We start from the raw sequence: 24,935 nt of genomic DNA on the forward strand, positions 1-24,935 counted from the left end.
GTATGATATAAAAATTTTAGAAATACAGACTTATACCTATAAAGCCAAAAATGATAAAGAGTTAGATTTATCGTATGATTTTTGTAGAAATTATGATTATGAAATAGTCAAATCAAGATTAAATAATTCTGCGTATGATAAAGACAATATTTTTATGTATGAAAAATTTTTATTATTAGATAGTATGGCTCGTGCTGGTTATGTTACATTATTTTCTGTAATCCCAAATTTATCAAATAATATAAATTCGGTAATCGACAATTTAAATTTATGGTTCAACAAATCTCCTAAAATTTATAAAGAAAAAGATATAACAAAGTGCGAATTATGGCTATATTATGAAGATGGTTTATCATTTTTAGGTTTATTAGAACAAAACAATATCAAAGTTTTAGGTTGCGAAGCTCTACTTTTTTATCCAGACAAAAAAGGAGTAGAACCAAATCAATATCATAGCTTTTCACTAGAACACTATCCTTTAGTCAATAAAAATCTGACTTGGTATCCAAAAGAAGAAAAAAATAAATATGATACTTGTAGAAATTTTTTTTATGATAGATTTGAAATAGTCAAAGAACTAAGAAAAATCGGATACGATATGTTATTTCAGACAGAACTGGATTTATCTATTGCAAAAATTGATTAATTTGCAATCTAAGGAGGCATCAAATAAAAACAGATAGTATATGTGAGCAATATTCAAAAGAAAAAATAAAAATAAATACTTGGCTAGAAGATGATGTCTTTTTTATACAAGGAGATACAAAAAGTTTAATGTTTTTATCTGACTTAATTAAAGCACAGGCAATGGAATTGAAAAATGACAATATTTGTATTGGTCCAAATTTAGCAGGAAATAAATTTTTTTCTAAAAAGGCTAAATTTGGAATTTTAATTCACAATACGGACAGTGCAAAATGAAAAATATCCTAATAGTGTTTGGAAAACAAAAGAAAGTTGCCTTGATAGTGCGTTTAAAACTGGAAAGCATAATGTAGATAAAAAAGAGCTACAAAAACTTTTAAATCAAAAATTAAAATAGGATATATTTATGAGATTAAATAAAAATATAACCGAAAGATTAAATTTGCTAAAAGAAATAGTGAATTTTTTATCTGATGAAAAAAGTTTATCTACTTACTTAAAAATAGCAAATATATACACGGAAGAATGTAGATATAACTCAGCTATCAAATTTTACAAAAAGGGATTACAAATTTCTAAAAGGTTATTTGGAATAAATAATGTCGAAGTAGCAAAATTTTATAATGATATAGGAAATGTGTTCTTGCTAAAAAAGGATTTTGAAAATTCTATAAAAAATTTTCAAAAATCTCTTACAATAAGAATTAAAATCTTAGGAGAAATCCACCAAGATACAGCAGTATCATATTATAATCTGGGTGTCGCTTTTTTGAAAAAAGAAGATTATATAAAAGCTTTTGAGCTTAATAATAAAGCACTTGAAATTTATTTAAAGATATGTGGGGATAGCAGTACTAGCGTGGCAAAGTGTTATGCAAATATTGCAGCTATTTGTGAAGTAGCAGATGAGTATAAATTAGCAATAAAAAATTATAAAAAAGCCTACAAGATCAGCAAAAAATTACTGGGAAACAAAAATCCTATGACAAATTTTTACTTTAATAAAATAAGCGACATTTGTAAGACAGTGCAAAGTTAACTTTGGTTTTAGTGACTACTTAGAAAGCTCTAAATTCAGCAAAAGCTCACATCTTACACTAAGGACAATATCTACTAGTATAAAAAAGTAAAAGGTGTTGATTTTTTACAATGTTTAGTTTTAGGGATGCTTTTGGTGTGCAGTTTGCATATCGTATATATTTTTCTGAAATTTGTATCTATATCGCATCTTTGAGCGATTATTATTATATGGTTTATTGCAAAGATGAAAGCGAAGAGATAATATAAAAAGAACGGCTATAAAATTTGGTCTTTATTTGAGGGGTTTGCCTAAATATGTTGTGAACTAATAATATAAAGATTTTAAAATTTGGAAAATCAAATTTTTAAAAAATATAAATGGAGCAGGCGATTGATGAAATTTGAAAATTTTTATAAAAATGTAAAAACAAGTAAGTATTTTGATAAGGATTCATTTATAGGACAAATAGTTCTTAACGGCATATGGTATGATGATAAATATTGGCGACTAGAAAAAGATCTACTTGAAATTTATGATACATACAAATGTGAAGTAAAAATTCCAAGAGAACTGTTTGCAGGGATAGTGTCTATATTGGATGTTTTTATTATGCATAGTACTCAAGAGCTTATATTTGAGAAAAAGTCTATCAAAAGACCATATCTATCATTGGAATTTGACCCAAAAGAGAGACTGGAGGTGATAGGTAGCTACATATTTGGAATATATGATGGCGATATTAGAAGTGTTGATTTTGATTACATGGAGGACTTATGAAGTATTTTTATAAAAATTTAGCATATGAAAAATGCTATGATGAGAACTCATTTGTTGCAGGTCTTATGGATTATTTTGAGTGGAGTGATGAGAAGTATTGGCTATTAGAGAGCGACCTTGTAGATATATATAAAAAATATCATAAAAAAGAGCTACCGATTAGGATAATGAGGGGTATAGTTTGGCTATTGAATACCCCTTTATATCACTTTGGCCCTTTCAAGGTAAAGACATGTGAGAGGTCTTTTAAAAAGAAAAGCAACTATCTAATCAGTCCTTTGAGACCCAATATATCTGATAGAGTTAATAGGCTCAGGTCTTTAATCTTGACCGTGTCTCTAGATGATGATAAATTTTTCTATACAGATTTTATATATGCTCCAAAATAAAAGGTATTACGGTAATCTGATTAAAGGAGGTAAAATGAACTATTTAATAGGTTTTATTATTTTTGCCGGAGGGCTGTCTATCTAGCGTTGCTTGGCTTGCTTTTTATATATAGGGAGCTAAAAAGTAGTTGAAGGGCTGCAAATTTGGCTTTTAAAGGTAATGAAAAATGAGTAATTTCTTTATATCTATTGGATTTTTGATAACTGCTATTCAAATTTTTGCTAGCAAGAAAATAGCAAGAGCATATGATAGTACCGACTACTCTTTGATGGGAGATTTCTACTTGCTTTCTGGTGTGGCGGCATTAGTGGGCACCATATTATTTTTTTGGCTTGGATATAGGTCTATTAAATTTAAAGATATCAAGAAAGAATTTGAATACAAATGGTGTAATAGCTGCGACAAAGCCATTAAAGTCGGCAAAGATGCCTCTTGGTGTCCAGACTGCGGCAAGCAACTAACGAAATTTAACGACAAGCACGGTAAAAAAGCATCTAAAATATAGCACTCCTTCATTGGCTCTGTAAATTCCATATAAATTCATTTAAAATTTAGGCGATATTGCCAAGATAGGAAGTGGTTTAAGGTTTATTATTTGCCGATCCGTTTGGTTAAAAAAAGGAAGTTTGGTTGGGTAGATTTTGGGATATTTTCATAAATGGCTTAATTGAAATAACAATAAAAAGTGGATCGCCACTATTGTATTGGGTGTTGTTTGATGTGGTTGGTCTAGCTTCTTTTAGCATTTTTTTGAGCATGATTGTGTTTGATCTGTGTTGTTTTATTAAGTATGGATCTATTGAGTACTTTAATAAAAACACAATAATATCTTCTATTTTTGTATCTGCCATTTTTGGTGTGTTTTGTTTTTTGTATATTAATTACAGCTATGGGACATTGCGATATGTGGCAAATTTTTCACTTTTTCTAGCTGGAGCGGTTCTTGTTCGGACTATCTATAAGGAAGTAAAAGCAATGTCAAGGAATTACGACAATACCACAAGAACTAAACCAAAATTCTTTAGAATGTCTAGATCAAAAAGGCGTAAAGAAAATTTGAAAAATAATACTAGAAAGTAGAAAATATGTTTAAACGCATAGGCTGGTCTTTTATAGGATTTATGTGCTTGCTTGACTGTATATCTATGTTAATACATAAAAATGTAAAAGTAGGTGAGAAGTTTTTTAAATTTGATGATGCTGGCAATTTATATCTTTTGCCAGCTTTTAGTTTTTTATTTTTGGGTATATATAGCTTTTGGATGGCTTTTAGAAAAGAGCCGCCAATCGTGCAAAGGCTAGAGGGCATGTGGTGCCCTGATTGCATGAAATTTTATAATATAGGTGAAACTACATGTGAAAAGTGCGGACAAGAGCTGCTAAAATGCTATAACACACACTATGAAACAAGGCCAAAACCAAAGACCGAGCCGCTGTTTAGATCAAAGCCTAGAAATAAAAAGCGAAAGCTAAAGAGATAGGAAAGCAATAGCGATCGAGAGGATGTTATAGTAAAGTGAAAGAGAATAGATGAAATTTAGAAATTTTATATTATTTATAATCACTCCATTTGATGTATTGGTTGCTACTTTAAAACCGCAACTTACGAAATGTTTATTTATTATCTTATTTCTGTCGGGATGCGGCATTGTTACGAGTGTAGATGATGACAATAAAGAATCTAAAATTTTGAGTGTAGATCAAAGAATATCTACTAAAGAGGGATTGCTCTCTTTGATGGCACCTATACATAAGGATATAGGCGTTTTTTATGGAGTATATAAAGTAGAGGAAGGCATGGCGTTGACTTGGGCTGTAAAAAATATGATGGCTTCAAAGCTTATTATTTCGACAGAGTCTTATCCTGGGCATACTTTTGAATCTGCAAAATATCTCAATCCAAAAAATCTTAAAATTTTTGAAGAAGAGACAAAAACTAAAGAGAGTTTTTACAATACTACTACTAGTGCTATATATAAAAAAGCATATCTTGATTATATAGATGGAGTTAAATGCAGGACATTTGTCCATGCGGATTTGAGACAGATTTATCAGAATGTAATTGATGGTGAAAAGACATATACACAATACTATGATACATATTGTTCATTTTATCAGCCAAAAAACATTAAAAAACCAACAAATATGGTTAGACTGCAATATGAATATAGCTTTAATCGCAAATCAAAAGCTTTTACAGATAGCAACAAAACAGAGCAGGAAGTCTTAAATGATATACACAATATATTTAGGCAAGACATACAAGCAATATTTTCTACCATAAAACTTGGCATGGACAGAGAGAAGATGAGAAAAGAAGGGCTTTTGTTTGATAAACCATATAGGGTTCAGTTTTAGATAAAATTACAACTGCAAACTATATGCAAAGAATTTGATAAAAATAGTGGCTATACATAAAGGAGTGTAGTGAGATGAAGATACCAATAATTTCATTTTTAATAGCTTTCATAACAGGATGTAGTTTTGATAATACATATAAAAGTGATATATATGATCGCGACTATATAAAAATGGATCCAAACACTACACTTTATAGCTCAAATAAAACATTTTCAGTAAAGGCGCCGATAAATAGAGGCATCTTATTTGAGGGTTTAGACAAATATGATGATTTTACAGTGTTGCAGCGCCGTATCATCGGAGAGATAGTTGAGATATTTTATCTTGAAATAGATAATATAGATACATTCGATGGAGAAAAGTATCTTGATTTGAAAAATATAAATTCTTTTGAGCTAAATACTAATAATCCAAATATAAAATATAAAAATGAAACATTTGGACAGTATTATGATAGAGCTTTTGTCAATATCATAGATGGTATAAAATGTAGAAGCTTTCCTAAAGAACTAAACAAAAAATATAATCATCAAAACAAGGGTGATGGCATAATTCAGACACAAGAGTATGAGACATATTGTAGCTTTTATGGTACCAATGGTGTGCCAAAGGTGCTTCGTATAAGATCTGAATATAGTTTTAACTTATCAAGTGAGGCATTTAAAAAAAGCACCCTCTCAGAAAAAGAAAAGTTAAATAAAATAACAAGACAATTTAGGCAAGATGCGGAAGAAATTTTTTCTAATATAAAAATCAATATGGATAGACAAAAGATGCGTCAGCATGGGTTATTATTTAATACAAAATCAAAGGAGATAAAATGGAAATAAAAAAATTAATCATGTTTGCTTTGTTGGCATTTGTTTTTACGGCTTGCGCAGAAAAAGAATATATATGTCAAGACCATGAAAAAGATGGCGCAGTATGTGGCTATAGACCATAAGTAGCCATAAATATTTAGAAACATAGAATTTAAATTTACAGGACGGACTTAGAAATTCCTTGTTTGTATGGAAAACTATATAAAAAGCAGGTGCTAAGTTATCTAAGCGAATTATATGAAAAATGTGGCGACAAATACGAAATAGTAGATGATTTGCGTTAAAATAAGCTTTTAAATTATAATAAATAAACCCCATAAAAGATACAATAACAAGATTTTATTACCACAAAAAGGAACTCTAATGAAAAATTTAAAACTTATTTTTATATCCACATTACTAATCACATCAAACCTCTACTCAAGTGAAAAAATTCAGCCTAGCTTCGATTGTTCTAAAGCTAAAACAAGAGTAGAAAAACTAGTATGCTATGATGAAGATATATCAAGAGTAGATAGAGATATGCAAAAAGCATATGATCTAATGATGGGCAAATATGACCTTGCTTATATGAATGAAGAGGCTAAAGAGGAGATAAAGCCATATTTAAAAAAGCTAAAACAAAGCCAGATTGACTGGGTTAAGTATAGAGATAAGTATTGCAACACAAAAAAGGATGAAAAAGAATTTAATAGCTGTGTCTTTAGTAGATATGTTAATAGAATACAATCTATAGTGCCAAGTTACGACTGGAGAACAGGTTTTTCAATAAATGATAAAAACAGCACAAATGATCTATGCTATAACTACTTTACTCAAAAATTCTGGATGGACTCCCCAAAGCCTGTAAATAAAGATAACCCATCTTATGGCGAAGATAAAGAGTTTTATGAGAAATTTCTAATAGATGCTCTTGATGAAGATGTTGCAAAAAGAGAGCTAAACACCACTAAGAACTACTATTACACTAAGCTTGACTTTGCTCCAGTTGGAAGCTTTATCATGTGTGTAGGTATAGGTGGGGAAGAAAAAGATATATACGATCTACGAAGTAAAATATATAAGCCTTATTGTACAAATTCTAGTATGAGATTTGATGATTTTTTATATGGATATTCTACGATAGATAGTAAAAACCCTAAATTTAAAGAGGTAGAAGAGACTAAGGCGGAGTTTAAAAAGAGAGGCTTAGATTATGAAAAAGATGATAACTTTCCAACAGAGGTCTATAAAAAGGCGATAAAGAGTGGCAGAAGTAGCTTTAGTAATAAAATATATAGTACCATAGAATATTACGATGCAAACATACTTTCAGATGGAATGGTTAGGATACTATATGCTTCAAATTCAGGAGCAGAAGTTAAGGATAAATTTGGAGAGTATATAGACACAAATAATTATTCCACTACACCTTCTCTTATTATAGCCGATAAATTTTTCTTTAGAGTTTTTGCAGGAAAATATGCTAATAATCTTATATGTAGAATGCCTATCCAAAGCAGATTTAAAGATAGAAATGATACTAAGCTTATAAGAGAGTATCTTAATCAGTTTAAGGAGTTTTAATGCCAATCAATGAGAGAAATGCTAGTGATTTTAAAAATAAACTAAGAGATGCATTAAAAAAGGCTGAAGATTTTATATATGAACTATATTATGATACTAATAAAATAGCTACCATAGGTTGTGGTTTTAATGTAACCTTAAAAGATATATTACAAAAAGTTTGTGATAAGAAATATTCTGATCCTAAGATGGATGAAAAAGAATTTACTGGACTACTTAATACCATTAATGGAGTAAAGGTAAAAACCGACGAAAATTTAAGATCTAAGGTATCAGAGTATCTTGATGGCATAAAAACAAAAGATGGGAAAAAATTAAAATTTAGTGCATTTGAATTAGACGATAATCAAATCGGTGATATATTGCCAGAGGTTGTTGAAATATTTAGAGATGGTCTAAATAAAAAATTAGCCTATACCTCTATAAGCCCACAAGAGAAAAAGATAGATGAAAATAGTATAGGTAGCAGAGAATATATAGCTCTAATGAGCATGACATATAATAATCCAAGCCTTGTAGGAAATGGTCTAAAAGCTTACTTAAGAGCTAAAAACCGCTTTGGAGCTTGGTATGAGATAAGATATAAGAGTAACGCAGATAATAATATAGGCATAGCTAAGCGTAGATTTATAGAGTCAAATGAATTTGGACTTTTTGAAAGTAGTGAAAATAATGAAGCGCTTAATAATAATGCCCTAACTAACATAAGTATAAACGCAATATCCTTTGAAGAGTGTTTGGATCTATTCTCTCTTTTAAACGTAGCAAAGATAAAAGAGAAAGATGAACCATCTATAACCTATCTACAAAACGCTATAGCTTATGAGACTACTAAGGAATTTAAAGGCAATAGAACTATAGCTGGCTACTCAAATGGCAATGCTGACTTTAACGAACACTACAGAAAATACAACACTATCTTGCAATTTTTTGCAGACAAGATAAATGCTCTTTTAAAAAATGTCACCTCAAAGACCTTTAAGCTAGAAGATATCTATGTGATCACCACAAAGGATGATAATAGTCATAATATCTCAAGGATAAATAAACTTTTAAAGATAAGAGCAGAAAATGGTGAGTTTAAACCTGAAGCCAAAAGAGATATCTTGCTTATATATCCAACAGCCTCAGCCCTTCCTGTAATGCCTATCCAACCAAAAAATACAACCTTTACTATCGTCTTAGCAGATAATACATCGCTTGATTGTTCAAATTTAAACCCAGATGGAAATAGTAATGAGAGTGAGATAGTACTTATGAACTATAAGCAAGATGTAAGAGAGCCTAATAAAAACTCAAGAGATGAAGAGATAAGCTTTATAAAGCCCTCTACAAATGTTGAGACTATCATCTACAAAAACGATAACGACATTTTCATATCACAAGATGAGAAATATGCCTTTAATAGCGGCAATGTAATAACTCTTAACTTCTTTGAAAAAATGAACTTTAACCTCTTAAATTTTGCTAAAGAAAACAGCTATAGCATAAGAAGCGACAAGGCTTCAAGCATGTTTGATATAAAGCTAAGGCTACCAGACGCTACTGATAGTATCTCTACAAAAAATGAAGGAAATTTCAACATAGTAGTGAGTGATCTGATCATAGAAGATGAAGAGGGTAAAAGCTTTGATATAAAAGAGGTATATCTTCATAATGGTGAAGATAAAAGGGTCTATCCCTCTTACTACCTAAAGAAAAACGATGATAAAGACTCAGATAGTAATAGTAGCTCTAAAAACTCATATACGGCTAAATTTAGAATAAATATAAATTTAGACAAAAACTCTACAGGCTTTAAAAAGACTTCAAAATTTATCATAGCTACATTTGATCTAAGCAAAAGGTATGACACTGCCGAGATACATGCCAAAGAAGATACTGCTGTTGTTACTTTGGCTAGTAAAGATAAAAAAAATGGAGGTGCTGAGTTTGATATCAAAGTATCTACAGTCGCTTATCAAAAAAATATAACTGAGATCAGGCTAAATACTTCAGAAAATACTAGTGCTACAAATCTAAGCATAAAGGATACTTTAAATTTAGAAGCTGTTTATCTACCAAATAAGGGAGACGATGACTACAAAGAGGTAAACTGGGCATATAAAGTGATAAGAGAGGATAAATATAATAGTGAGGTGATGGTAGATAAGCCAATAGGGACAATAAATTTAAGTGAAGAGAAATTTAAAGGTAAAAAGATCACCTTTAGTCCAAAAGATGACATAAAGGATAAAGAGCTACTAAAAAGACTAAATCATGGCAACCATATCATAATGTTTTTTGCCTATCTAAGATTACCTGCATTTAAGACTAAATTTGGAAAGACACATATTAGGGTAGATATAAAAGCACCTATTTATTTAAAATACTCTAATGGCAAGCTTTGCATATATGAGTTTGGGCATACTGATGCTACTATGTGCTTTGATACAAGCTTGTCTGATGATATCTTTGGTAAAGAGGGTAAAGATGAGAAAGTAGAGCATATGCCTAAAGGAACGTACTATATAAGCTCAAATTTAAATAGCGGGGATATAGATATATATGAAGATGATAAGCTAAGTGAGACATGCTACCAAAGCATAGATGGTAAAGATAGATCATATATAGAGCCATGTAAAATTTATGCAATAAATAGCAATATACAAAGAGTATCATCTGTAAAAAGTGGGATAAATTTGATAGATAGTGAGAATAAAAACAGATTTATCCAAAAATTTAACGAAGTAAAGCAAAGAGTTGGACTAGATAGCAAAGAGGTTAAGTTAGAGGTGGGGTAGGGGACGATATTCTAGTTTTATATTTTGGAATTTGTAATAACAGACAAGCAAATTAGCTAAATTTAACTTTCTATTACTGCTTTTGCTACTACTTTCCATTCGCATTTGAGCTTTTCAAGGCTAAATTTAGCATTTGCAGGGCTGGTTGATGGTAGTTTTATCACCTCGTTTTTTGTCGCTTTTATGATCTCATCTTCTAAGTATTTTTTACAAATTTCATAAGCCTTGCCGCCGTTTGCATAGACTTGCTTGATATTTGCCTCTTTAAATAATGGCTTTAAATTTGCAGGTACGATCTTGCTCATCTTAGCGTCGCTTGAGCCATCTATCTCGCATGATATCGCCGCGTCATATATCGCGATGTGATGAGAGAGTAGAAATTTTATCTTTTCATCCGTGCTTTCTGGCACATCAGCATTTAATATCCTAGCTAGCACTCGCCAAAAGCGGTTTTGCGGATTTGCGTAGTAAAAGCCAAATTTACGAGAGATGACAGAGGGAAATGAGCCTAGGATCAAAATTTTAGAGTTTTTATCAAAGATTGGCTTAAAAGGGTGCATTTGGCTCATATTTTGCCTTTTAAATTTAATGAAATTTTCTCTTGCCGTTTAAATTTGGCAAGAGAAATTTAAATTTATTCAGCGCTTTGCGCAGCTTCGCTGCTCTCTATCTCATCGCTAAAGTCAGCTAGGCTTAGGCGTTTTAGCTGGCGGTAGCGTCTTTGTGCGTCGGCTTTGTTTTTAGCTAGTAGCTCGTCTGCGTGCTCAGGGTTGGTCTTTTTAAGCGAGTTGTAGCGAACTTCGTTTAGCAAAAACTCTTCATAAAGCGACCAGTCAGGCTCTTTTGAGGTGATTTTAAGCGGATTTTGCCCCTCTTTTAAAAGGCGCGGATCGTATAGATATGTCGGCCAGTATCCGCATTTTGTGGCGAGCTCGCCTTGGCCGCCTGACTGTGACAAGCCGCCTTTGATGCCGTGAGCGATGCACGGAGAGTAGGCGATGATGAGGCTTGGGCCGTCATACGCTTCAGCCGCTGCGATCGCTTTTATCACGTTTGCTTGGCTCGCGTTTGAGTTGATCTGCGCTACAAAAATATTGCCGTAAGTCATTGCGATGTAGCCAAGGTCCTTTTTCTGAGCCGGCTTGCCGCTAGCCGTAAATTGCGCTATCGAGCCTGCGCGGCTTGATTTAGAGCTTTGGCCGCCAGTGTTTGAGTAGACCTCGGTGTCAAGCACTAGTACATTTACGTTCTCACCGCTTGCTAGCACGTGGTCAAGTCCGCCAAAGCCGATGTCATACGCCCAGCCGTCGCCGCCGATGATCCATTGCGACTTTTTGACTAGGAATTTCTTAAGCTCTAAAATTTCTTTAACGCCTGGCGCGCTTAAATTTTGCTCTAAAATAGGCAATAAATTTTTCGTGATCTCTTGCGTTTTAACGCCATCATTTTTGAAATTTATCCAGTCGTTGTAAAGCGCTGAAAGTGCGTTTGGCACGCTATCTATGTTGTTTCTCATTATATCTTCGATGCGGTGGCGCATAGTCTCCATCGCTACGTTCATACCCATGCCAAACTCAGCATTATCTTCAAATAGCGAATTTGCCCACGCAACGCCCTTGCCTTCGTCATTTGTGGTGTATGGAGTAGATGGAGCTGAGCCGCCATATATCGAGCTACAACCAGTTGCGTTTGCAACGATCATGCGCTCGCCAAAGAGCCTTGTTATAAGCGTGATATACGGAGTTTCGCCACATCCCGGACAAGCGCCGTGGAATTCAAAGAGCGGCTTAGCAAAGCCAACGCCCTTAACGCTCTCTTTGTTCATGAGATCGTCTTTGTAAGCGACCTTTTTAAATAGATAATCAGCATTTTCTTGCTCGTTTTTGCCTAGCTCTTCTTCAAGCGGCACCATGACGAGCGATTTTTCTTTGCTTGGGCAGTTTTGCGCGCACAGCTCGCAGCCGGTGCAGTCTAGCGGGCTTACTTGGATTTTATATTTTAGCCCTTTAAGCTCTTTGCCTTTTGCCTCTAGGTTGTGCTCTTTTACGCCTTGTGGTGCTGCGCTAAGCTCGTTTTCGTCTATCAAAAATGGCCTGATTACAGCGTGTGGGCAGACAAATGCACACTGGTTGCACTGGATGCAGTTTTGCTCGATCCATTTTGGCACCATTACGCCAACGCCGCGCTTCTCGTAAGCTGTCGTGCCAGCTTCGAAGTGTCCGTCTTCGTAGCCTATGAAGGCAGAGACTGGTAGGCTATCGCCTCTGGCCGCATTTATCGGTTTTACGACGTTTTCGATGAAGCTGTTGCAGATATATTTTTCATCTTTTTGTTCATCATCTGCTAAATTTGCCCACGCAGGATCGACTGGCACCTTGATAAGGCCGTTTGCGCCGACGTCGATAGCGCTGTAGTTCATCTGCACGATCGCCTCGCCTTTTTTAGCGTAGGCTTTGTGCGCGTACTCTTTCATATATTTTTGCGCATCTTCAAATGGTATGATGCCAGCTAGCTTGAAAAATGCCGACTGCATTATGGTGTTTGTGCGGTTTTTAAGGCCGATGTCGTGCGCTAGCTTTGTTGCGTTTATGATGTAGAAATTTATATTTTTGCTAGCTAAAATTTTCTTAACTTTATTTGGCAGCTTCGCTATGGTCTGCTCTGCGTCCCAGATAGAGTTTAATAAAAATGTGCCGTTTTCTCTGATGCCGTCAATGACGTCGTAAATTTCAAGATATGCTGCGACTGAGCAGGCTACAAAGTGCGGGTTTGAGACGAGATAGGTCGAGCGGATCGGCTTTTTGCCAAAGCGAAGGTGCGAGCGCGTGTAGCCGCCTGATTTTTTACTATCGTAGGCAAAATATGCCTGCGCGTAAAGATCAGTCTTATCGCCGATGATCTTAATAGAATTTTTGTTTGCGCCCACGGTGCCGTCAGCTCCAAGGCCGTAAAATAAGCACTCTTTAACGCTCTCATCGCTTAGTGAAATTTTCTCTCCAGTTGGTAGTGAGGTAAAAGTGACGTCATCGACGATGCCCACTGTAAAGCCATCTTTTGGCTCACTTTGGTTTAAATTTTCAAACACAGCTAGCATTTGCACAGGATCGACGTCCTTTGAGCTTAGGCCGTATCTACCGCCAACTATGACTGGAGCGTCCTTTTGTCCGTAAAATGCAGCTTTTATATCAAGATATAGTGGTTCGCCAAGGCTGCCAGGCTCTTTTGTGCGGTCAAGAACGGCTATTTTTTTCACGCTCTTTGGCATCACGTCAAAGAGATACTTCGTGCTAAATGGGCGGTACAAATGCACCTTGATGATGCCCACCTTTTCGCCTTTTGCGTTTAGATAATCAACGACCTCTTCAAGTGTCTGCGTCACTGAGCCCATAGCCACAATGACGCGCGTAGCCTCTGGGTCGCCGTAGTAGTTAAATGGCTTGTAGTCTCTGCTAGTGATCTTTGAAATTTCAGCTAGGTACTCTGCCACGATATCTGGCACTGCGTTATAAAAGCGGTTGCTTAGCTCTCTTGTTTGAAAGTAGATATCGTCATTTTGCGCTGTGCCTCTCGTTTTTGGGCTCTCTGGATTTAGCGCATTGTCTCTAAATTTTTGTAGCGCCTCTCTATCAAGAAGTCTATCAAAGTGCGCGTAGTCCATCACTTCTACTTTTTGAATTTCATGGCTCGTTCTAAAGCCATCAAAGAAGTGTAAAAAGGGCACTCTGCCTTTTATCGCCGCTAAATGCGCCACGCCAGCGATGTCCATCACCTCTTGCACTGAGCCACTTGCTAGCATAGCAAAGCCAGTTTGGCGACAGGCGTAGATGTCTTGGTGGTCGCCAAATATTGAAAGTGCCTGCGCCGCGAGCGAGCGAGCTGAGACGTGGATGACGCCAGGGAGGAGCTGGCCTGCTATCTTATACATATTTGGAATTTTTAAAAGTAGGCCTTGAGAAGCTGTGTAGGTCGTAGTTAGGGCGCCAACTTGTAGCGAGCCATGCACCGTGCCAGCTGCGCCGCCCTCGCTTTGCATCTCGACTACTTTTACTGGCATACCAAATAAATTTTTCTTGCCCTGCGCTGCCCAAAGGTCAGTATAGTCAGCCATAGGCGAGCTAGGAGTGATAGGGTAAATTCCAGCTACTTCGGTAAATGCGTATGACGCGTAAGCTGCGGCCTCGTTTCCGTCCATAGTTTTCATTATTTTTGACATATTTCCGCCTTAAAATTATCTTAAAAATGGCTTTATTATAAGGAAATAATCCAAAATTTGTCATTAATCTCTATCATTAAAAAATTAAAATTTATAAATAACTAAGATGTAAGTCAAATTTTAATATCGTAGAGGCAAAGTAAAAAGGATAAAATTTTGATAAATATTCATAAAATAGCCTATCTAAGGGTTATCGCGTTAGCTTTTGCAGCTTTTATATTTAATACAACTGAGTTCGTGCCGGTGCCGCTTCTAAGCGATATGGCGAAGGATTTTGGCATGAGTACGGCTGATACGGGGCTCATTATCACGATATATGCGTGGAGCGTGACGATACTCTCGCTACCATTTATGTTGCTAACTGCAAATTTAGAGCGAAGGTCGCTACTTTTAAAGGTTTTTATCATTTTTGTCGCTTCTCACGCACTTTGCGCTGTTGCTTGGAATTTTACTGTTTTAGTCATAGCTCGCGTGCTAATAGCCATCTCACACGCCATATTTTGGTCGATCACCGCTTCGCTTGCTGTTAGAGTGGCCCCTATCAATAAAAGCTCGCAAGCCCTGGGGCTTTTAGCACTTGGCACATCGATGGCGATGATACTTGGCTTGCCGCTTGGCAGGATTTTAGGCGATAGCTTGGGCTGGCGTGTCACATTTGGACTTATAGGGGTCTTTGCTGTGGGCGTTGGCGCTTGGCTATATAAAATTTTGCCGCTTTTGCCTAGTAAAAACTCAGGCTCGCTAAAAAGCTTGCCTGATCTTGCAAGAAATGGCTTTTTGATGGTAGTATTTTTGCTAACTGCTATCGTTATCAGTGCGCATTTTAGCACCTATAGCTATATCGAGCCGTTTGCTAAAGATATTAGCGGTTTTGATGGTAAATTTATCACCATATTTTTGCTTTTGTTTGGCGTAGCCGGTATCGTAGCAAGCGTACTTTTCTCTAAATTTTATAAGCTCATACCAAATGCTTTTACAGCTATCTCAATAGCGATCATTTTAGCCTGCTTGCTGACGTTAAATTTGATCGCTACAAATGAGACTTTTATGCTTGCACTTGCCTTTATCTGGGGGCTTGGTATAGCTGGGATAAATATGAGCTTTCAGATAAAGGTGCTAAGCTTAGCCTCAAATGCCACGGACGCTGCGATGGCGATATATTCAGCCATTTATAACATCGGCATAGGAGCTGGCGCGCTAATAGGTCATCAAACGATAGTTCATCTTGGTGAGCAAAATATCGGCAATGTTGGTAGCCTTTTTGCAGCGGCTGGACTTGTCATCTTTCTCGTTGCAGCGGTTAAATTTAAAAAGGCTAATTAAATTTAGCTTTTTAAAAAACCAAAAACGTTACAAATTTCTACAAATAAGTGATAATAAATATCATAACTAAGAATAATTTTAGCTAAGCTTTTTTATAATCGTTATCAGAAAACGAATAAATTTTAGGAGCTTGTTATGTCAGTTTTAGTTATCGGAGCAGATGAGATCACGCCTATTAAGGCTGTTTTGCATGATTTGGGAGCTGAGAAGATAGAGCACTGGGACGCTAGAAATGAAAATCGCGTAAATCGCAAGCCGATCCCACAAGATACTGAGTGCGTGGTGATGCTCACTAGCTTTTTAAACCACAACACGATGAAGACTATTAAAACTCAAGCAAAAAAGAGAAATATCCCTATCGTTTGTGCAAAAAGAAGCGTTAGCTGCGTATTTTGCGAGTATTGTAAGGTCTTTGGCCTAGATAAGGAATTTGGATGCAAAGAATAATCGATGAAGTTCGGGTTTTTATCAGATATTGGCGAAATAACTCCAAGTATTTTTGCAAAGCTTGACAAGCTTTCGCGTGCGAAAATTTTCATCGCACTTTATAATGTTGGCGTTGAAAGCGAGCTAAAGATCCCGCTTTCTTACGCTAAATTTCTAAATTTCAAAGACATTTTTGAGGCTAGGATAAATTTCTTACTGCGTGATAAATTTTTAAATTTCAAACCAGTTGATAGCTTCTGCATACCTTCAAACGTCGTTATAAATGCTTATTTGAGAAATGATTTTAAAGCGTTGAAATTTGTAGCAAAAGAGCCAAAGATGGCAGCTGCAAAGATGATAAAGATGCTTTATAGAAGCGGGGAATTTGAGTTTTTTATTGACGCAGCGCAGATGTTTTGCCAGTTTGTTTATGATAAAATACGCCTCCGCCATCAGGACAAAGAGGTCGTGCTAAATGGCGGTGTCATCTCGGTCAAAAAGGGTGGCAAAAATTTGCTCAGCGTCATGCCAAGCTTTAAAAGGGTGAGCTTTGATGATATGAGAAATTTAAACGACGACATCGATGCAGCCGTTTGCGCGCTTGGTCGCGAGTGCGAGATGGTCTATATCGTTTGTCCTAGAAATGAGGAATTTAGGCGGCACGTTGAGGTTAGACACTGCTTTGCTAGAGGGTGCATAAAGCTCGTGCCTTATACGATTATTAGTAAAATTTTTTAAAAAGGATAAAAATGATAGGTATAGTTTATGGAAGCAGCATGGGAAATACCGAAGATGCAGCAAAACTTATAAGCGAGGGCTTGGGACTTGAAAACGAGCTTTTAAACGTCTCTGACGTGGACGCAGCGAAGCTAAATAGCTTTGATAAGCTCATCCTTGGCACATCGACCTGGGGCAGCGGCGATCTTCAAGATGACTGGGACGCGTTTGACTTTAAAGCGTTAAATTTAAGCGGTAAAACGGTCGCTGTTTTTGGCATGGGCGATAGCGAGAGCTACTCTGATGAGTACTGTAACGGCATGGCAAAGCTTTACGACGAGGTCGTAAAAGCAGGTGCAAAAGTAGTTGGCGAAGTTAGCACTGATGGATATACATTTGATGGCTCTGATGCCGTAAGAAATGGTAAATTTGTAGGTCTAGCGCTTGATGCTGATAACCAGAGCGACAAAACTGAGGGTAGAATTTCAGCTTGGATCGAGCAGATAAAACCATACTTTGCGTAATTAATTTAGCTAGATCTTCTAGCTAAATTTATATATCCATAGCCGAGATGAAGCTTTTTATCCTCTCATTTTGGCTGTTAAAAAACTCATCTACCAAGCCATCAAACGCGATCACGCCTTTATCTAAAAACAAAATTCTATCAGCTATCTTTCTAGCAAAATTCATATTATGAGTGACGATGATCATAGACTTTTTCTCTTTTGCAAGAGATAAGATGACCTTTAAAACTTCAGCCTCAAGCTCTGGATCAAGCGCACTTGTAGGCTCGTCAAGTAGCAAAAAGTATGGATTTACAGCTAGCGCTCTAGCGATGGCCACGCGCTGTGCTTGTCCGCCTGAGAGCCTATTTGGATAGGTATCTTCTTTGTGGCTAAGCCCCACTTTAGCTAAAAGCTCTTTTGCCTCTTTTGTCGCTTCGTTTTTATCCTTTTTTTGAACGTAGATCGGAGCTTCGGTGACATTTTGAAGCGCTGTTAGGTGCGGGAAGAGGTTGAAGCTTTGAAAGACCATGCCTGTTTTTTTACGAATTTCTAAAAGCTCTTTTGAGCTTAGCTTCTCTTTAAAATTTACACTCCTGTCATCTACCTCTAAAGTGCCATTTTGTGGGATCTCAAGTAAATTTATGCATCTAAGAAGTGTTGATTTGCCACAACCAGATGAGCCAACTATCACGGTCGTTTGCCCCTCTTTAAAGCTTGTATTTATGTTATCTAGCACCAAATGATCGCCGTAAGATTTGCTTATATTTTTAAAATTTATAGCCATTAGACATACCTTGAGACAGCTTTTTCAAGCCTTGATTGAAGATAGGTTAAAAGTGTGCAAACCACCAGATAGATGAGTGCTGCTAGGATGTAGAGGATGAGTGGCTCAAAGGTCCTTGCTGCGATCCTTTGAGTGACCATAAACATATCCACCATCGTTATAGAAGCTGCTAGTGAAGTGTCTTTAACAAGGCCTATAAATGTGTTTGAAAGCGGTGGTAGCGAGATCCTCACTGCTTGAGGTGCGATGATGCGCTTTAAAATTTGATAGTGCGTCATGCCAAGCGAAGTGGCAGCCTCCCACTGACCTTTTGGCACAGAAAGTATGGCAGCCCTTACAGATTCAGACGCATAAGCGCCCACGTTTAGGCTAAATGCGATAGTAGCAGCACTCCAAGTATCAAGTGTGACACCGATGCTAGGAAGCCCGTAAAATACGATGAAAAGCTGCACAAGAAGCGGCGTACCGCGAAATATCCAAACGTAGGTGGCAAATATAAATTTTAAAATTTTTATATTTGAAAGCCTCGCTACTGCTGTGATAATTGCGATGACAAGCCCTAGCGAAAACGAGAGCAAAGTAAGTGGGATCGTCACTTTTAAAAGCGCGATGATCATCGGTAGTGTCGAGCTTGAAACAAGCTCGATCACTCTATCTAAATTTTCCATTTTTGCCTTGTTGGTTTATAAATTTATTTTGAGACATCTTTGCCAAAGTAGCTTTTTGAGATGGCTTCTAGTTTGCCCTCTTTTGAAAGCTCAGTTAAAGCATTTGAAATTTGCTCTGCAAGTTCGGCGTTATCTTTCTTAACAGCTGCTGCTGTGTAGTCTTTCTCGTCAAGTGAGGCAGCTATCTTTACAGGTGCATTTGGACGCTCTTTTATGAAGTCGTAAAATACGATGTTATCTCTTACAACAGCATCTACACGTCTTGATATAAGAAGCTCCATGCTTTTAGCAAAACTATCTGTTACGACGTGCTCAGCACCGTATTTTACGGCGACTTTCGCCCAGTTGCTAGTTGCTGAGTCGGCATCTTTTTTGCCTTTTAGATCAGCAAAACTTTTGATGTCGTTATTATCTTTTCTAGTGATGATAGCGCCAAATGTCACAGTATAAGGCACTGAAAAAGCATACTTTTTCTTTCTCTCATCAGTTATGCTTACTTGATTAAACACCACGTCTGCTTTGCCAGCGTCAAATGCTGCTAGCATCGCGTCCCAAGGAGCTGTTAGAAACTCAACTTTTAAATTTAGTTTTTGCGCTACTGCTCTTGCGATATCTACGTCGTATCCTACTAGCTCATTTTTGTCATTATAAAATGTAAAAGGCGCGTAAGTGCCTTCTGTTGCCACTGTTAGCACGCCATCTTTTATAGTTTTTGCTTGCAAATTTAGAGCCATTGCAAGCACTGCTACTACTTTTAATAAATTTGTAAATTTCATTTTGATCATTTATTTTGAAATATCTTTTCCAAAATATTTCATCGAAATTTCGCTTATCTTGCCTTCGGCTTTTAGCTCATCAAGCGCTTTGTTTATCGCTTCTAGTAGCTCGGTGTTGCCTTTTTTAAGAAGTGCAGCTGTTGGCATCGGCTCGTTGCTAGTGTATGTGATCTTTAGCGGTGCATTTGGGCGTTGTTTGATGTAGTCAAAAAATGTGACATTGTCATTTATCGTATCGTCAGCTCTTTTTGAAATGATAAGCTCCACGCCTTTGCTAAAGCCATCAGCCACGACCACTGTTGCGCCGTTTTTCTCAGCTATCGCTGCCCAGTTGCTAGTTGCAGAGTGCACGCTTTTTTTGCCCTTTAGATCAGCAAAACTTTTGATGTCGTTATTGTCTTTATGCACGACTATTACGGGATATGGCATGGTGTAAGGCACGCTCATGTCATACTTTTTCTTTCTATCTTCGTTTATGCTAACTTGGTTAAACACAACATCTGCTTTGCCAGCGTCAAATGCGGCTAGCATCGCGTCCCATGGAGCTGTTAGAAACTCGATCTTTAAATTTAGCTTCTTTGCAACAGCTTTTGCGATATCTACGTCGTATCCTACTAGCTCGCCCTTTTCGTCATAAAATGAGTAAGGTGAGTAAGTGCCTTCAGTTGCAACTATAAGCTCGCCTTTTTTGATAGTTGAAGCATTTAAATTTAAAGCTAAAAAAGCACCTGCGATAAAGCCAAAAATGGGCTTAAAATTCATTGATTCTCCTTATTTAGAAATGTCTTTGCCGAAGTATTTAAGCGAAATTTCGCTTAAAACTCCTTCTTTGCTAAGCTCATTTAGGGCATTATTTATCTTATTTAGTAGCTCTTTGTTGCCTTTTTTAACAATCGCAGCCGTATACATCGGCTCATCGCCAGCTTCGATGATCTTTATAGGGGCGTTTGGGTGTTGTTTGATGTAGTCATAAAACATCACCGCATCATCTATCGTATCATCAGCTCTTTTTGTGATGATCAAATTTATCTGATCGCTCAAACTATCAGCCACAACTAGCTTGGCGCCATACTTTTCAACGGTTGGTATCCACATGCTATTTACTGAATGCACGCTTCTTTTGCCTTTTAGATCGGCAAAGCTTTTGATGTCGTTATTATCTTTATGCACGACGATGGCCGAGTAAGAGACCATATATGGCACGCTGTAGTCATACTTTTTCTTTCGCTCGTCTGTTATGCTTACTTGGTTAAACACCACGTCCGCCTTGCCAGCGTCAAATGCCGCAAGCATCGCATCCCATGAAGCTTCGATAAATTTTGGTTTTACGCCTAGTTTTTTAGCCACGGCTCTTGCTATCTCCACGTCATAGCCCATTAGCTCATCTTTTTCATTGTGAAATGAAAATGGCGAATAAACGCCTTCTGTTGCTATCCTTATGACGCCATCTTTTTTGATCTGCTCGTAAGAATTTGCCAAGGCAGAATTTAAAGAGAGCAAACAGCCAACTACGCAGAGCGCACCAAATTTAAAAGCACTAGAAAATTTCATACAAAACTCCTTCATAGAAAAAATAAAATCAATAACGGAATTTGCAAAAAAAGATAAAAATTTAAGATTTATGCAAATGTCAGTCGCAACTGCGACCTATGTGATATTTTGGCGCTATTTTATCACAAAAATAAAAGGGCGGCGGCTCACTCCGCTAAAAGTGAGACCGCTAGAGCTTTTACCCCCTTAAAATCAACCTTGCCGCTTGCAAGCGTTGGGATATCATCAACGATAAATATATAGCTTGGCATCATTATAGGAGCTAAGCTGCTCTCTTTTAAAATTTGCTCGATATTCTCAGGCTCTGTGCCACTTTTTACTAAAAGTGCGATCGCTTCGCCCTTTTTACTATCTGGCACGTTTGCGCTACTAAAGACAACGTCGCCCCCAAGCACCTTTGCAAGCTCTTCTTCGACGCTTCCAAGGCTTATCATCTCGCCACCGATCTTGGCAAATCTTGAGTATCTATCGACGATAAAAACAAAGCCGTTTTCATCGATGTGGCCTTTATCGCCAGTTTTATAATATCTTACGCCATCAATGTGCGTGATGACCTCGCTTGTTTTGGCTTCGTCGTTTAGATAGCCCTTCATCACCTGCGATCCGCCGATGACGATGAGTCCGTCCTCGCCAGTTTCTAGCTCTTCAAGCGTCTCTGGGTCGATTATTTTTATGATGGTGCCAGGTAGAGGCATGCCAACGCTGCCAGGTCTATTAAATGTAAGCTCTTTTAGGCTCTCTTTTTCTAGGATATTTGGCATATTTACAGCAGCTACCGGCGCCGTTTCGGTCGCGCCATAGCCTTCATAAATTTCTATGCCAAATTTGAGCCTAAACTCGTCTTTTATCTCAGGTTTTAGCTTCTCAGCCCCAGCTACGACCATTCTGGCACTTTGAAACATCAGCGGATGAAGCTTTTTGTTTCTGGTGTAGAGCCTAAAAAACGTTGAAGTGCCAAAAATGATGCTAGCGCTGTGTCTTGCGGCTATTTTGCCGATAGTCGCTCCGTCTGTTGGGTCAGGCACGCTTACCATTTTTATGCCCTCGCAAAGTGGCATGAGCGTGGTGACTGTTAGGCCAAATGAGTGAAAAACAGGGAGTGAATTTAAGATCACGTCATCTTTTTTGAAATTTAGAAGTTCGCTTATTTGCTTAATGTTTGCAAGTAAATTTTTGTGGCTTAGCTCGATGCCTTTTGGCTCGCCCTCGCTACCGCTACTAAATAAAATGGTGGCCGTATCCTCTAAGCTCACTGGCCTAAAATAGCAAAGCTTAATAAGCCAAGTTGGGGCAAAAAATGCCGTTAAAAGCGCTAAAAATTTCTCTTTTTTTGAGACGCTGGCTGAGAGATCTTCTGCAAATTTAGCCTTGCCACTCATCGCATCTTTTAGATCAAAGCCCTTAAGTGCTAGTTTTTCAAGAAATTTGCTAGAGGTGATGACTGTGCTTATATTTGCCTTTCTTAGGGCGTGATTTAGCGAGGTCTCATTAAGCGTGTAGTTTAAATTTACGCTCACTTTGCCCATCGCAAGAAGCGCCATGTTTACGATAGCTGCGATACTTGAGCTAGGCAATAAGATGCCTATATTTTTCTCATCTTTTAGCTCGCGCTTGAAAATTTTAATAAAGACTAAAACGGCGGTTATAAATTTCAAGTTGCTTAAATTTAACCCAGTACTGTCGCTCACGCACTCTTTAAATTTATCCTCTTTTGCGTTGTTTAGCCATTCGCTCGTTAGTGGTTTTTGCCTTGAGATAAAGCTCTCCCACGATGAAAAGCTAAGCTCAAGCACTTTTTGCTTCATCTTTGCAGCATTTATAAATGTAGTTATTGGCTTGCCAAAGGCGACGATGATGTCGCGTCTGCCGTTTTTAGAAGTGAGGTCTTTGTAAAATTTACTAGCTCTTGAAAAGCTCGAACCCCAAAGGCCACGAAGGTAAAATGGCACGATGCAAATTTCTTCTAGATCTCTGATGATAAGCTCAAAGCCCTTTTGAAATTCATTTATCTGGCCGTTGTAGCTGATGTGGCCCTCTGGGAAAAGTGCGACTACTTCGCCATTTTTTAGGCACTCTCTAACTAGCTCGATCGACTCTTTGCTAGCGCCTGCGCCTATTGGGATCACTTTAAAAAATTTAAAAATTTGCTTTAGATACCATTTGTTATAGATCGTTCTATACATGACAAATCTTATGCCCCTTGGGCTTGCAGCTTGAAGCACGAGCCAGTCGATCCAGCTGATGTGATTGCCAAGAAGTAGTGCGCCGCCACTTTGTGGTAAATTTTGTAGTCCTTCAACGAAAAAGCGGTACTTTGTCTTTAAAAATGGTAGTAAAAGTAGCCTTGTAAAAAGGTGTGGAAGCTGCAAAATGGCGTAAAAACTGCCGATTAAGCAAACAAGCGCTGTAAAGACAAAGAGCCCGGTGGTTGAAATTTCAAAATATACCAAGCCTATGCCAATGGCTAGAAATAGCAGCATTGAGACGTTTTGCAAGAAGTTGTTTGCCGCCATTATCTTGCCGGTGCTCTTTTGTGGGGCAAAGTACTGGATCATCGCATTTAGCGGCACTATAAAAATTCCACCAAAAAAGCCAAATGCAAATGAGCTAAGGCTCACTACGCCGATGCTTGAACCAAATGCGAAAAATAAAAGCGAGAAAAATATACCAATAGCGCCCATCGGCACGATGCCAAGCTCGATATGAAGCTTTGACATAGAGCCAGCCACGTATGAGCCAAATGCGATGCCTATGGCGCTTACTGCAAGGATCGCTTGCACCGCTAGAGAACTGTCGTCATTAAAAACTGCCTTGTAGTGAGCTGGAAAAGCTGCGATGATGATCTGAGAGATGCCCCAAAATATGCTAAGACCTGCGATGCTTAGCCAGATATTTTTATCTGATCTTACCTCTTTTAAATTCTCGCTTAAGTAGCTAAGGCTGATGTATCTTTTAAGCTCAAATTCTCCGCTTTGTTCGTTTGTTTCGCTGATATAAGGTAGCTTGTAGGCAAAAAATGCCTCAAGCGCGCTAAATACGACTAAAAAGATGCCGATAGGATAGACACTTTTTAAAATTTCTTCTGAGTTTTCGCCTTGGATGTATAAATTTTCAAATATAAATGAAAATAAAAATGAGCTAACAAGTATAGCAACGATGGTAAGCGCTTGGATGATGCCGTTTGCTGTGCCAAGTCGCTCAGTGCCGACAAGTGCTTTGATGATGCCATATTTTGCTGGCGAGTAGATCGCACTTTGAGCAGCCAAAATGAGCGTGAGTGCAAATGCCACGCCAAAGGCACCTAAAAGGTAGCTAATAAGCACCGCAACACTGATAACAACGCCAAAGACGGCGCAAATTCTGATAACCTTTGTCTTTGCAAATTTGTCATTTATAAAGCTTGAAGGCGAAAATAAAAATATAAATGGAAGCAAGATCATCGCATTTATAACGGCTGTTAGGATAAAAAGCGTGTCGCCTGAGTAGGTCTTTAAAAGGACGTTTTGAATTGTTATTTTGTGCGCTAGATCGACACTTGCGTTTAAAAATGCGATCGCAAGGTAGGGCAAAAAGCCAGTGACTTTTAGTAAATTCCTCATGAATAAAG

General features: G+C 37.3%; 26 protein-coding genes. 18 read left to right on the top strand and 8 right to left on the bottom strand.

Features of this window, described 5'->3' with window-relative positions:
* The 14 genes from G6W41_RS07035 to G6W41_RS07095 all read left to right on the top strand — a co-directional run.
* Nucleotides 1–646: hypothetical protein (locus G6W41_RS07035; RefSeq protein ID WP_194171042.1), on the top strand; the 646-nt coding region annotated here is incomplete at its 5' end.
* Nucleotides 647–774: 128 nt separating this feature from the next.
* Nucleotides 775–921, top strand: a complete 147-nt coding sequence (locus G6W41_RS07040) for a hypothetical protein (protein ID WP_194171043.1) — start codon at nt 775–777, stop codon at nt 919–921.
* 130 nt (nt 922–1,051) lie between these two features.
* Nucleotides 1,052–1,684 (top strand): tetratricopeptide repeat protein, encoded by a 633-nt coding sequence (locus tag G6W41_RS07045; RefSeq protein ID WP_194171044.1) that lies wholly within the window; start codon nt 1,052–1,054, stop codon nt 1,682–1,684.
* 110 nt (nt 1,685–1,794) lie between these two features.
* Nucleotides 1,795–1,932: a hypothetical protein gene (locus tag G6W41_RS07050; protein ID WP_194171045.1), complete on the top strand. Its 138-nt coding sequence runs from the start codon at nt 1,795–1,797 to the stop codon at nt 1,930–1,932.
* Nucleotides 1,933–2,059: 127 nt separating this feature from the next.
* Nucleotides 2,060–2,443, top strand: coding sequence for an Imm41 family immunity protein (locus tag G6W41_RS07055; RefSeq protein WP_194171046.1), 384 nt, complete (start codon nt 2,060–2,062; stop codon nt 2,441–2,443).
* Nucleotides 2,440–2,832, top strand: coding sequence for an Imm41 family immunity protein (locus tag G6W41_RS07060; protein WP_194171047.1), 393 nt, complete (start codon nt 2,440–2,442; stop codon nt 2,830–2,832). The genes G6W41_RS07055 and G6W41_RS07060 overlap by 4 nt, the downstream gene beginning before the upstream one ends.
* Nucleotides 2,833–2,999: 167 nt before the next feature.
* Nucleotides 3,000–3,338, top strand: coding sequence for a hypothetical protein (locus tag G6W41_RS07065; RefSeq protein WP_194171048.1), 339 nt, complete (start codon nt 3,000–3,002; stop codon nt 3,336–3,338).
* Between the two features lie 125 nt (nt 3,339–3,463).
* Nucleotides 3,464–3,913 (top strand): hypothetical protein, encoded by a 450-nt coding sequence (locus G6W41_RS07070; RefSeq protein ID WP_194171049.1) that lies wholly within the window; start codon nt 3,464–3,466, stop codon nt 3,911–3,913.
* 5 nt (nt 3,914–3,918) lie between these two features.
* A complete protein-coding gene (locus G6W41_RS07075) occupies nt 3,919–4,314 on the top strand; it encodes a hypothetical protein (protein ID WP_194171050.1) in 396 nt (131 codons plus the stop codon).
* Between the two features lie 49 nt (nt 4,315–4,363).
* On the top strand, nt 4,364–5,191 hold the full coding sequence (locus tag G6W41_RS07080; RefSeq protein WP_194171051.1) for a hypothetical protein: 828 nt from the start codon (nt 4,364–4,366) through the stop codon (nt 5,189–5,191).
* Between the two features lie 74 nt (nt 5,192–5,265).
* Nucleotides 5,266–6,024 (top strand): hypothetical protein, encoded by a 759-nt coding sequence (locus G6W41_RS07085; RefSeq protein WP_194171052.1) that lies wholly within the window; start codon nt 5,266–5,268, stop codon nt 6,022–6,024.
* Nucleotides 6,015–6,137, top strand: coding sequence for a hypothetical protein (locus G6W41_RS10320; RefSeq protein WP_257784944.1), 123 nt, complete (start codon nt 6,015–6,017; stop codon nt 6,135–6,137). The genes G6W41_RS07085 and G6W41_RS10320 overlap by 10 nt, the downstream gene beginning before the upstream one ends.
* Nucleotides 6,138–6,378: 241 nt before the next feature.
* A complete protein-coding gene (locus G6W41_RS07090; RefSeq protein ID WP_194171053.1) occupies nt 6,379–7,581 on the top strand; it encodes a lysozyme inhibitor LprI family protein in 1,203 nt (400 codons plus the stop codon).
* The gene (locus G6W41_RS07095; protein ID WP_194171054.1) at nt 7,581–10,364 is read left to right on the top strand and encodes a hypothetical protein; all 2,784 of its coding nucleotides are present in this window, start codon (nt 7,581–7,583) and stop codon (nt 10,362–10,364) included. Before G6W41_RS07090 ends, G6W41_RS07095 begins: the two co-directional genes overlap by 1 nt.
* 62 nt (nt 10,365–10,426) lie before the next feature.
* On the opposite strand, the gene G6W41_RS07100 is transcribed toward G6W41_RS07095, so the two are convergent.
* Nucleotides 10,427–10,933 (bottom strand): DNA-deoxyinosine glycosylase, encoded by a 507-nt coding sequence (locus G6W41_RS07100; protein WP_194171055.1) that lies wholly within the window; start codon nt 10,931–10,933, stop codon nt 10,427–10,429.
* A gap of 65 nt (nt 10,934–10,998) precedes the next feature.
* Nucleotides 10,999–14,577 (bottom strand): pyruvate:ferredoxin (flavodoxin) oxidoreductase, encoded by a 3,579-nt coding sequence (gene nifJ, locus G6W41_RS07105; protein WP_194171056.1) that lies wholly within the window; start codon nt 14,575–14,577, stop codon nt 10,999–11,001.
* Nucleotides 14,578–14,733: 156 nt separating this feature from the next.
* On the opposite strand from nifJ, the gene G6W41_RS07110 reads away from it, so the two are divergent.
* From G6W41_RS07110 to fldA, 4 genes are all read left to right on the top strand, one after another.
* Nucleotides 14,734–15,900 carry a sugar transporter gene (locus tag G6W41_RS07110; protein ID WP_194171057.1) on the top strand — a complete coding sequence of 389 codons (1,167 nt, stop codon included), beginning with the start codon at nt 14,734–14,736 and terminating at the stop codon, nt 15,898–15,900.
* Nucleotides 15,901–16,035: 135 nt separating this feature from the next.
* Nucleotides 16,036–16,347, top strand: a complete 312-nt coding sequence (locus G6W41_RS07115; protein ID WP_002939277.1) for a DUF2325 domain-containing protein — start codon at nt 16,036–16,038, stop codon at nt 16,345–16,347.
* 3 nt (nt 16,348–16,350) lie between these two features.
* Nucleotides 16,351–17,064, top strand: coding sequence for a hypothetical protein (locus G6W41_RS07120; protein ID WP_194171058.1), 714 nt, complete (start codon nt 16,351–16,353; stop codon nt 17,062–17,064).
* A gap of 11 nt (nt 17,065–17,075) precedes the next feature.
* The gene (gene fldA / locus G6W41_RS07125) at nt 17,076–17,567 is read left to right on the top strand and encodes a flavodoxin FldA (RefSeq protein ID WP_012001166.1); all 492 of its coding nucleotides are present in this window, start codon (nt 17,076–17,078) and stop codon (nt 17,565–17,567) included.
* Between the two features lie 28 nt (nt 17,568–17,595).
* On the opposite strand, the gene G6W41_RS07130 is transcribed toward fldA, so the two are convergent.
* The 6 genes from G6W41_RS07130 to G6W41_RS07155 all read right to left on the bottom strand — a co-directional run bounded on the left by G6W41_RS07130 (nt 17,596) and on the right by G6W41_RS07155 (nt 24,927).
* Nucleotides 17,596–18,333, bottom strand: a complete 738-nt coding sequence (locus tag G6W41_RS07130) for an amino acid ABC transporter ATP-binding protein (protein WP_194171059.1) — start codon at nt 18,331–18,333, stop codon at nt 17,596–17,598.
* A complete protein-coding gene (locus G6W41_RS07135; protein WP_194171060.1) occupies nt 18,333–19,001 on the bottom strand; it encodes an amino acid ABC transporter permease in 669 nt (222 codons plus the stop codon). Before G6W41_RS07135 ends, G6W41_RS07130 begins: the two co-directional genes overlap by 1 nt.
* A gap of 23 nt (nt 19,002–19,024) precedes the next feature.
* The gene (locus tag G6W41_RS07140; protein WP_021088117.1) at nt 19,025–19,777 is read right to left on the bottom strand and encodes an amino acid ABC transporter substrate-binding protein; all 753 of its coding nucleotides are present in this window, start codon (nt 19,775–19,777) and stop codon (nt 19,025–19,027) included.
* A 9-nt stretch (nt 19,778–19,786) separates the two neighbouring features.
* Nucleotides 19,787–20,539: an amino acid ABC transporter substrate-binding protein gene (locus tag G6W41_RS07145; RefSeq protein WP_194171061.1), complete on the bottom strand. Its 753-nt coding sequence runs from the start codon at nt 20,537–20,539 to the stop codon at nt 19,787–19,789.
* A gap of 9 nt (nt 20,540–20,548) precedes the next feature.
* On the bottom strand, nt 20,549–21,328 hold the full coding sequence (locus tag G6W41_RS07150) for an amino acid ABC transporter substrate-binding protein (RefSeq protein WP_103569424.1): 780 nt from the start codon (nt 21,326–21,328) through the stop codon (nt 20,549–20,551).
* A 146-nt stretch (nt 21,329–21,474) separates the two neighbouring features.
* The gene (locus G6W41_RS07155; RefSeq protein WP_194171062.1) at nt 21,475–24,927 is read right to left on the bottom strand and encodes an acyl-[ACP]--phospholipid O-acyltransferase; all 3,453 of its coding nucleotides are present in this window, start codon (nt 24,925–24,927) and stop codon (nt 21,475–21,477) included.
* Between the last annotated feature and the right edge of the window lie 8 nt (nt 24,928–24,935).

It is taken from the genome of Campylobacter concisus (assembly GCF_015230035.1).
Taxonomy (GTDB): Bacteria; Campylobacterota; Campylobacteria; order Campylobacterales; family Campylobacteraceae; genus Campylobacter_A; species Campylobacter_A concisus_BK.

Bases quoted from the DNA above. Each gene is read 5' to 3' on its own strand.
- G6W41_RS07040 (WP_194171043.1), top strand. From the start codon at position 775: ATGTTTTTATCTGACTTAATTAAAGCACAGGCAATGGAATTGAAAAAT.
- G6W41_RS07045 (WP_194171044.1), top strand. From the start codon at position 1,052: ATGAGATTAAATAAAAATATAACCGAAAGATTAAATTTGCTAAAAGAA.
- G6W41_RS07050 (WP_194171045.1), top strand. From the start codon at position 1,795: ATGTTTAGTTTTAGGGATGCTTTTGGTGTGCAGTTTGCATATCGTATA.
- G6W41_RS07055 (WP_194171046.1), top strand. From the start codon at position 2,060: ATGAAATTTGAAAATTTTTATAAAAATGTAAAAACAAGTAAGTATTTT.
- G6W41_RS07060 (WP_194171047.1), top strand. From the start codon at position 2,440: ATGAAGTATTTTTATAAAAATTTAGCATATGAAAAATGCTATGATGAG.
- G6W41_RS07065 (WP_194171048.1), top strand. From the start codon at position 3,000: ATGAGTAATTTCTTTATATCTATTGGATTTTTGATAACTGCTATTCAA.
- G6W41_RS07075 (WP_194171050.1), top strand. From the start codon at position 3,919: ATGTTTAAACGCATAGGCTGGTCTTTTATAGGATTTATGTGCTTGCTT.
- G6W41_RS07080 (WP_194171051.1), top strand. From the start codon at position 4,364: ATGAAATTTAGAAATTTTATATTATTTATAATCACTCCATTTGATGTA.
- G6W41_RS07085 (WP_194171052.1), top strand. From the start codon at position 5,266: ATGAAGATACCAATAATTTCATTTTTAATAGCTTTCATAACAGGATGT.
- G6W41_RS10320 (WP_257784944.1), top strand. From the start codon at position 6,015: ATGGAAATAAAAAAATTAATCATGTTTGCTTTGTTGGCATTTGTTTTT.
- G6W41_RS07090 (WP_194171053.1), top strand. From the start codon at position 6,379: ATGAAAAATTTAAAACTTATTTTTATATCCACATTACTAATCACATCA.
- G6W41_RS07095 (WP_194171054.1), top strand. From the start codon at position 7,581: ATGCCAATCAATGAGAGAAATGCTAGTGATTTTAAAAATAAACTAAGA.
- G6W41_RS07100 (WP_194171055.1), bottom strand. From the start codon at position 10,933: ATGAGCCAAATGCACCCTTTTAAGCCAATCTTTGATAAAAACTCTAAA.
- nifJ (WP_194171056.1), bottom strand. From the start codon at position 14,577: ATGTCAAAAATAATGAAAACTATGGACGGAAACGAGGCCGCAGCTTAC.
- G6W41_RS07115 (WP_002939277.1), top strand. From the start codon at position 16,036: ATGTCAGTTTTAGTTATCGGAGCAGATGAGATCACGCCTATTAAGGCT.
- G6W41_RS07120 (WP_194171058.1), top strand. From the start codon at position 16,351: ATGAAGTTCGGGTTTTTATCAGATATTGGCGAAATAACTCCAAGTATT.
- fldA (WP_012001166.1), top strand. From the start codon at position 17,076: ATGATAGGTATAGTTTATGGAAGCAGCATGGGAAATACCGAAGATGCA.
- G6W41_RS07130 (WP_194171059.1), bottom strand. From the start codon at position 18,333: ATGGCTATAAATTTTAAAAATATAAGCAAATCTTACGGCGATCATTTG.
- G6W41_RS07135 (WP_194171060.1), bottom strand. From the start codon at position 19,001: ATGGAAAATTTAGATAGAGTGATCGAGCTTGTTTCAAGCTCGACACTA.
- G6W41_RS07140 (WP_021088117.1), bottom strand. From the start codon at position 19,777: ATGAAATTTACAAATTTATTAAAAGTAGTAGCAGTGCTTGCAATGGCT.
- G6W41_RS07145 (WP_194171061.1), bottom strand. From the start codon at position 20,539: ATGAATTTTAAGCCCATTTTTGGCTTTATCGCAGGTGCTTTTTTAGCT.
- G6W41_RS07150 (WP_103569424.1), bottom strand. From the start codon at position 21,328: ATGAAATTTTCTAGTGCTTTTAAATTTGGTGCGCTCTGCGTAGTTGGC.
- G6W41_RS07155 (WP_194171062.1), bottom strand. From the start codon at position 24,927: ATGAGGAATTTACTAAAAGTCACTGGCTTTTTGCCCTACCTTGCGATC.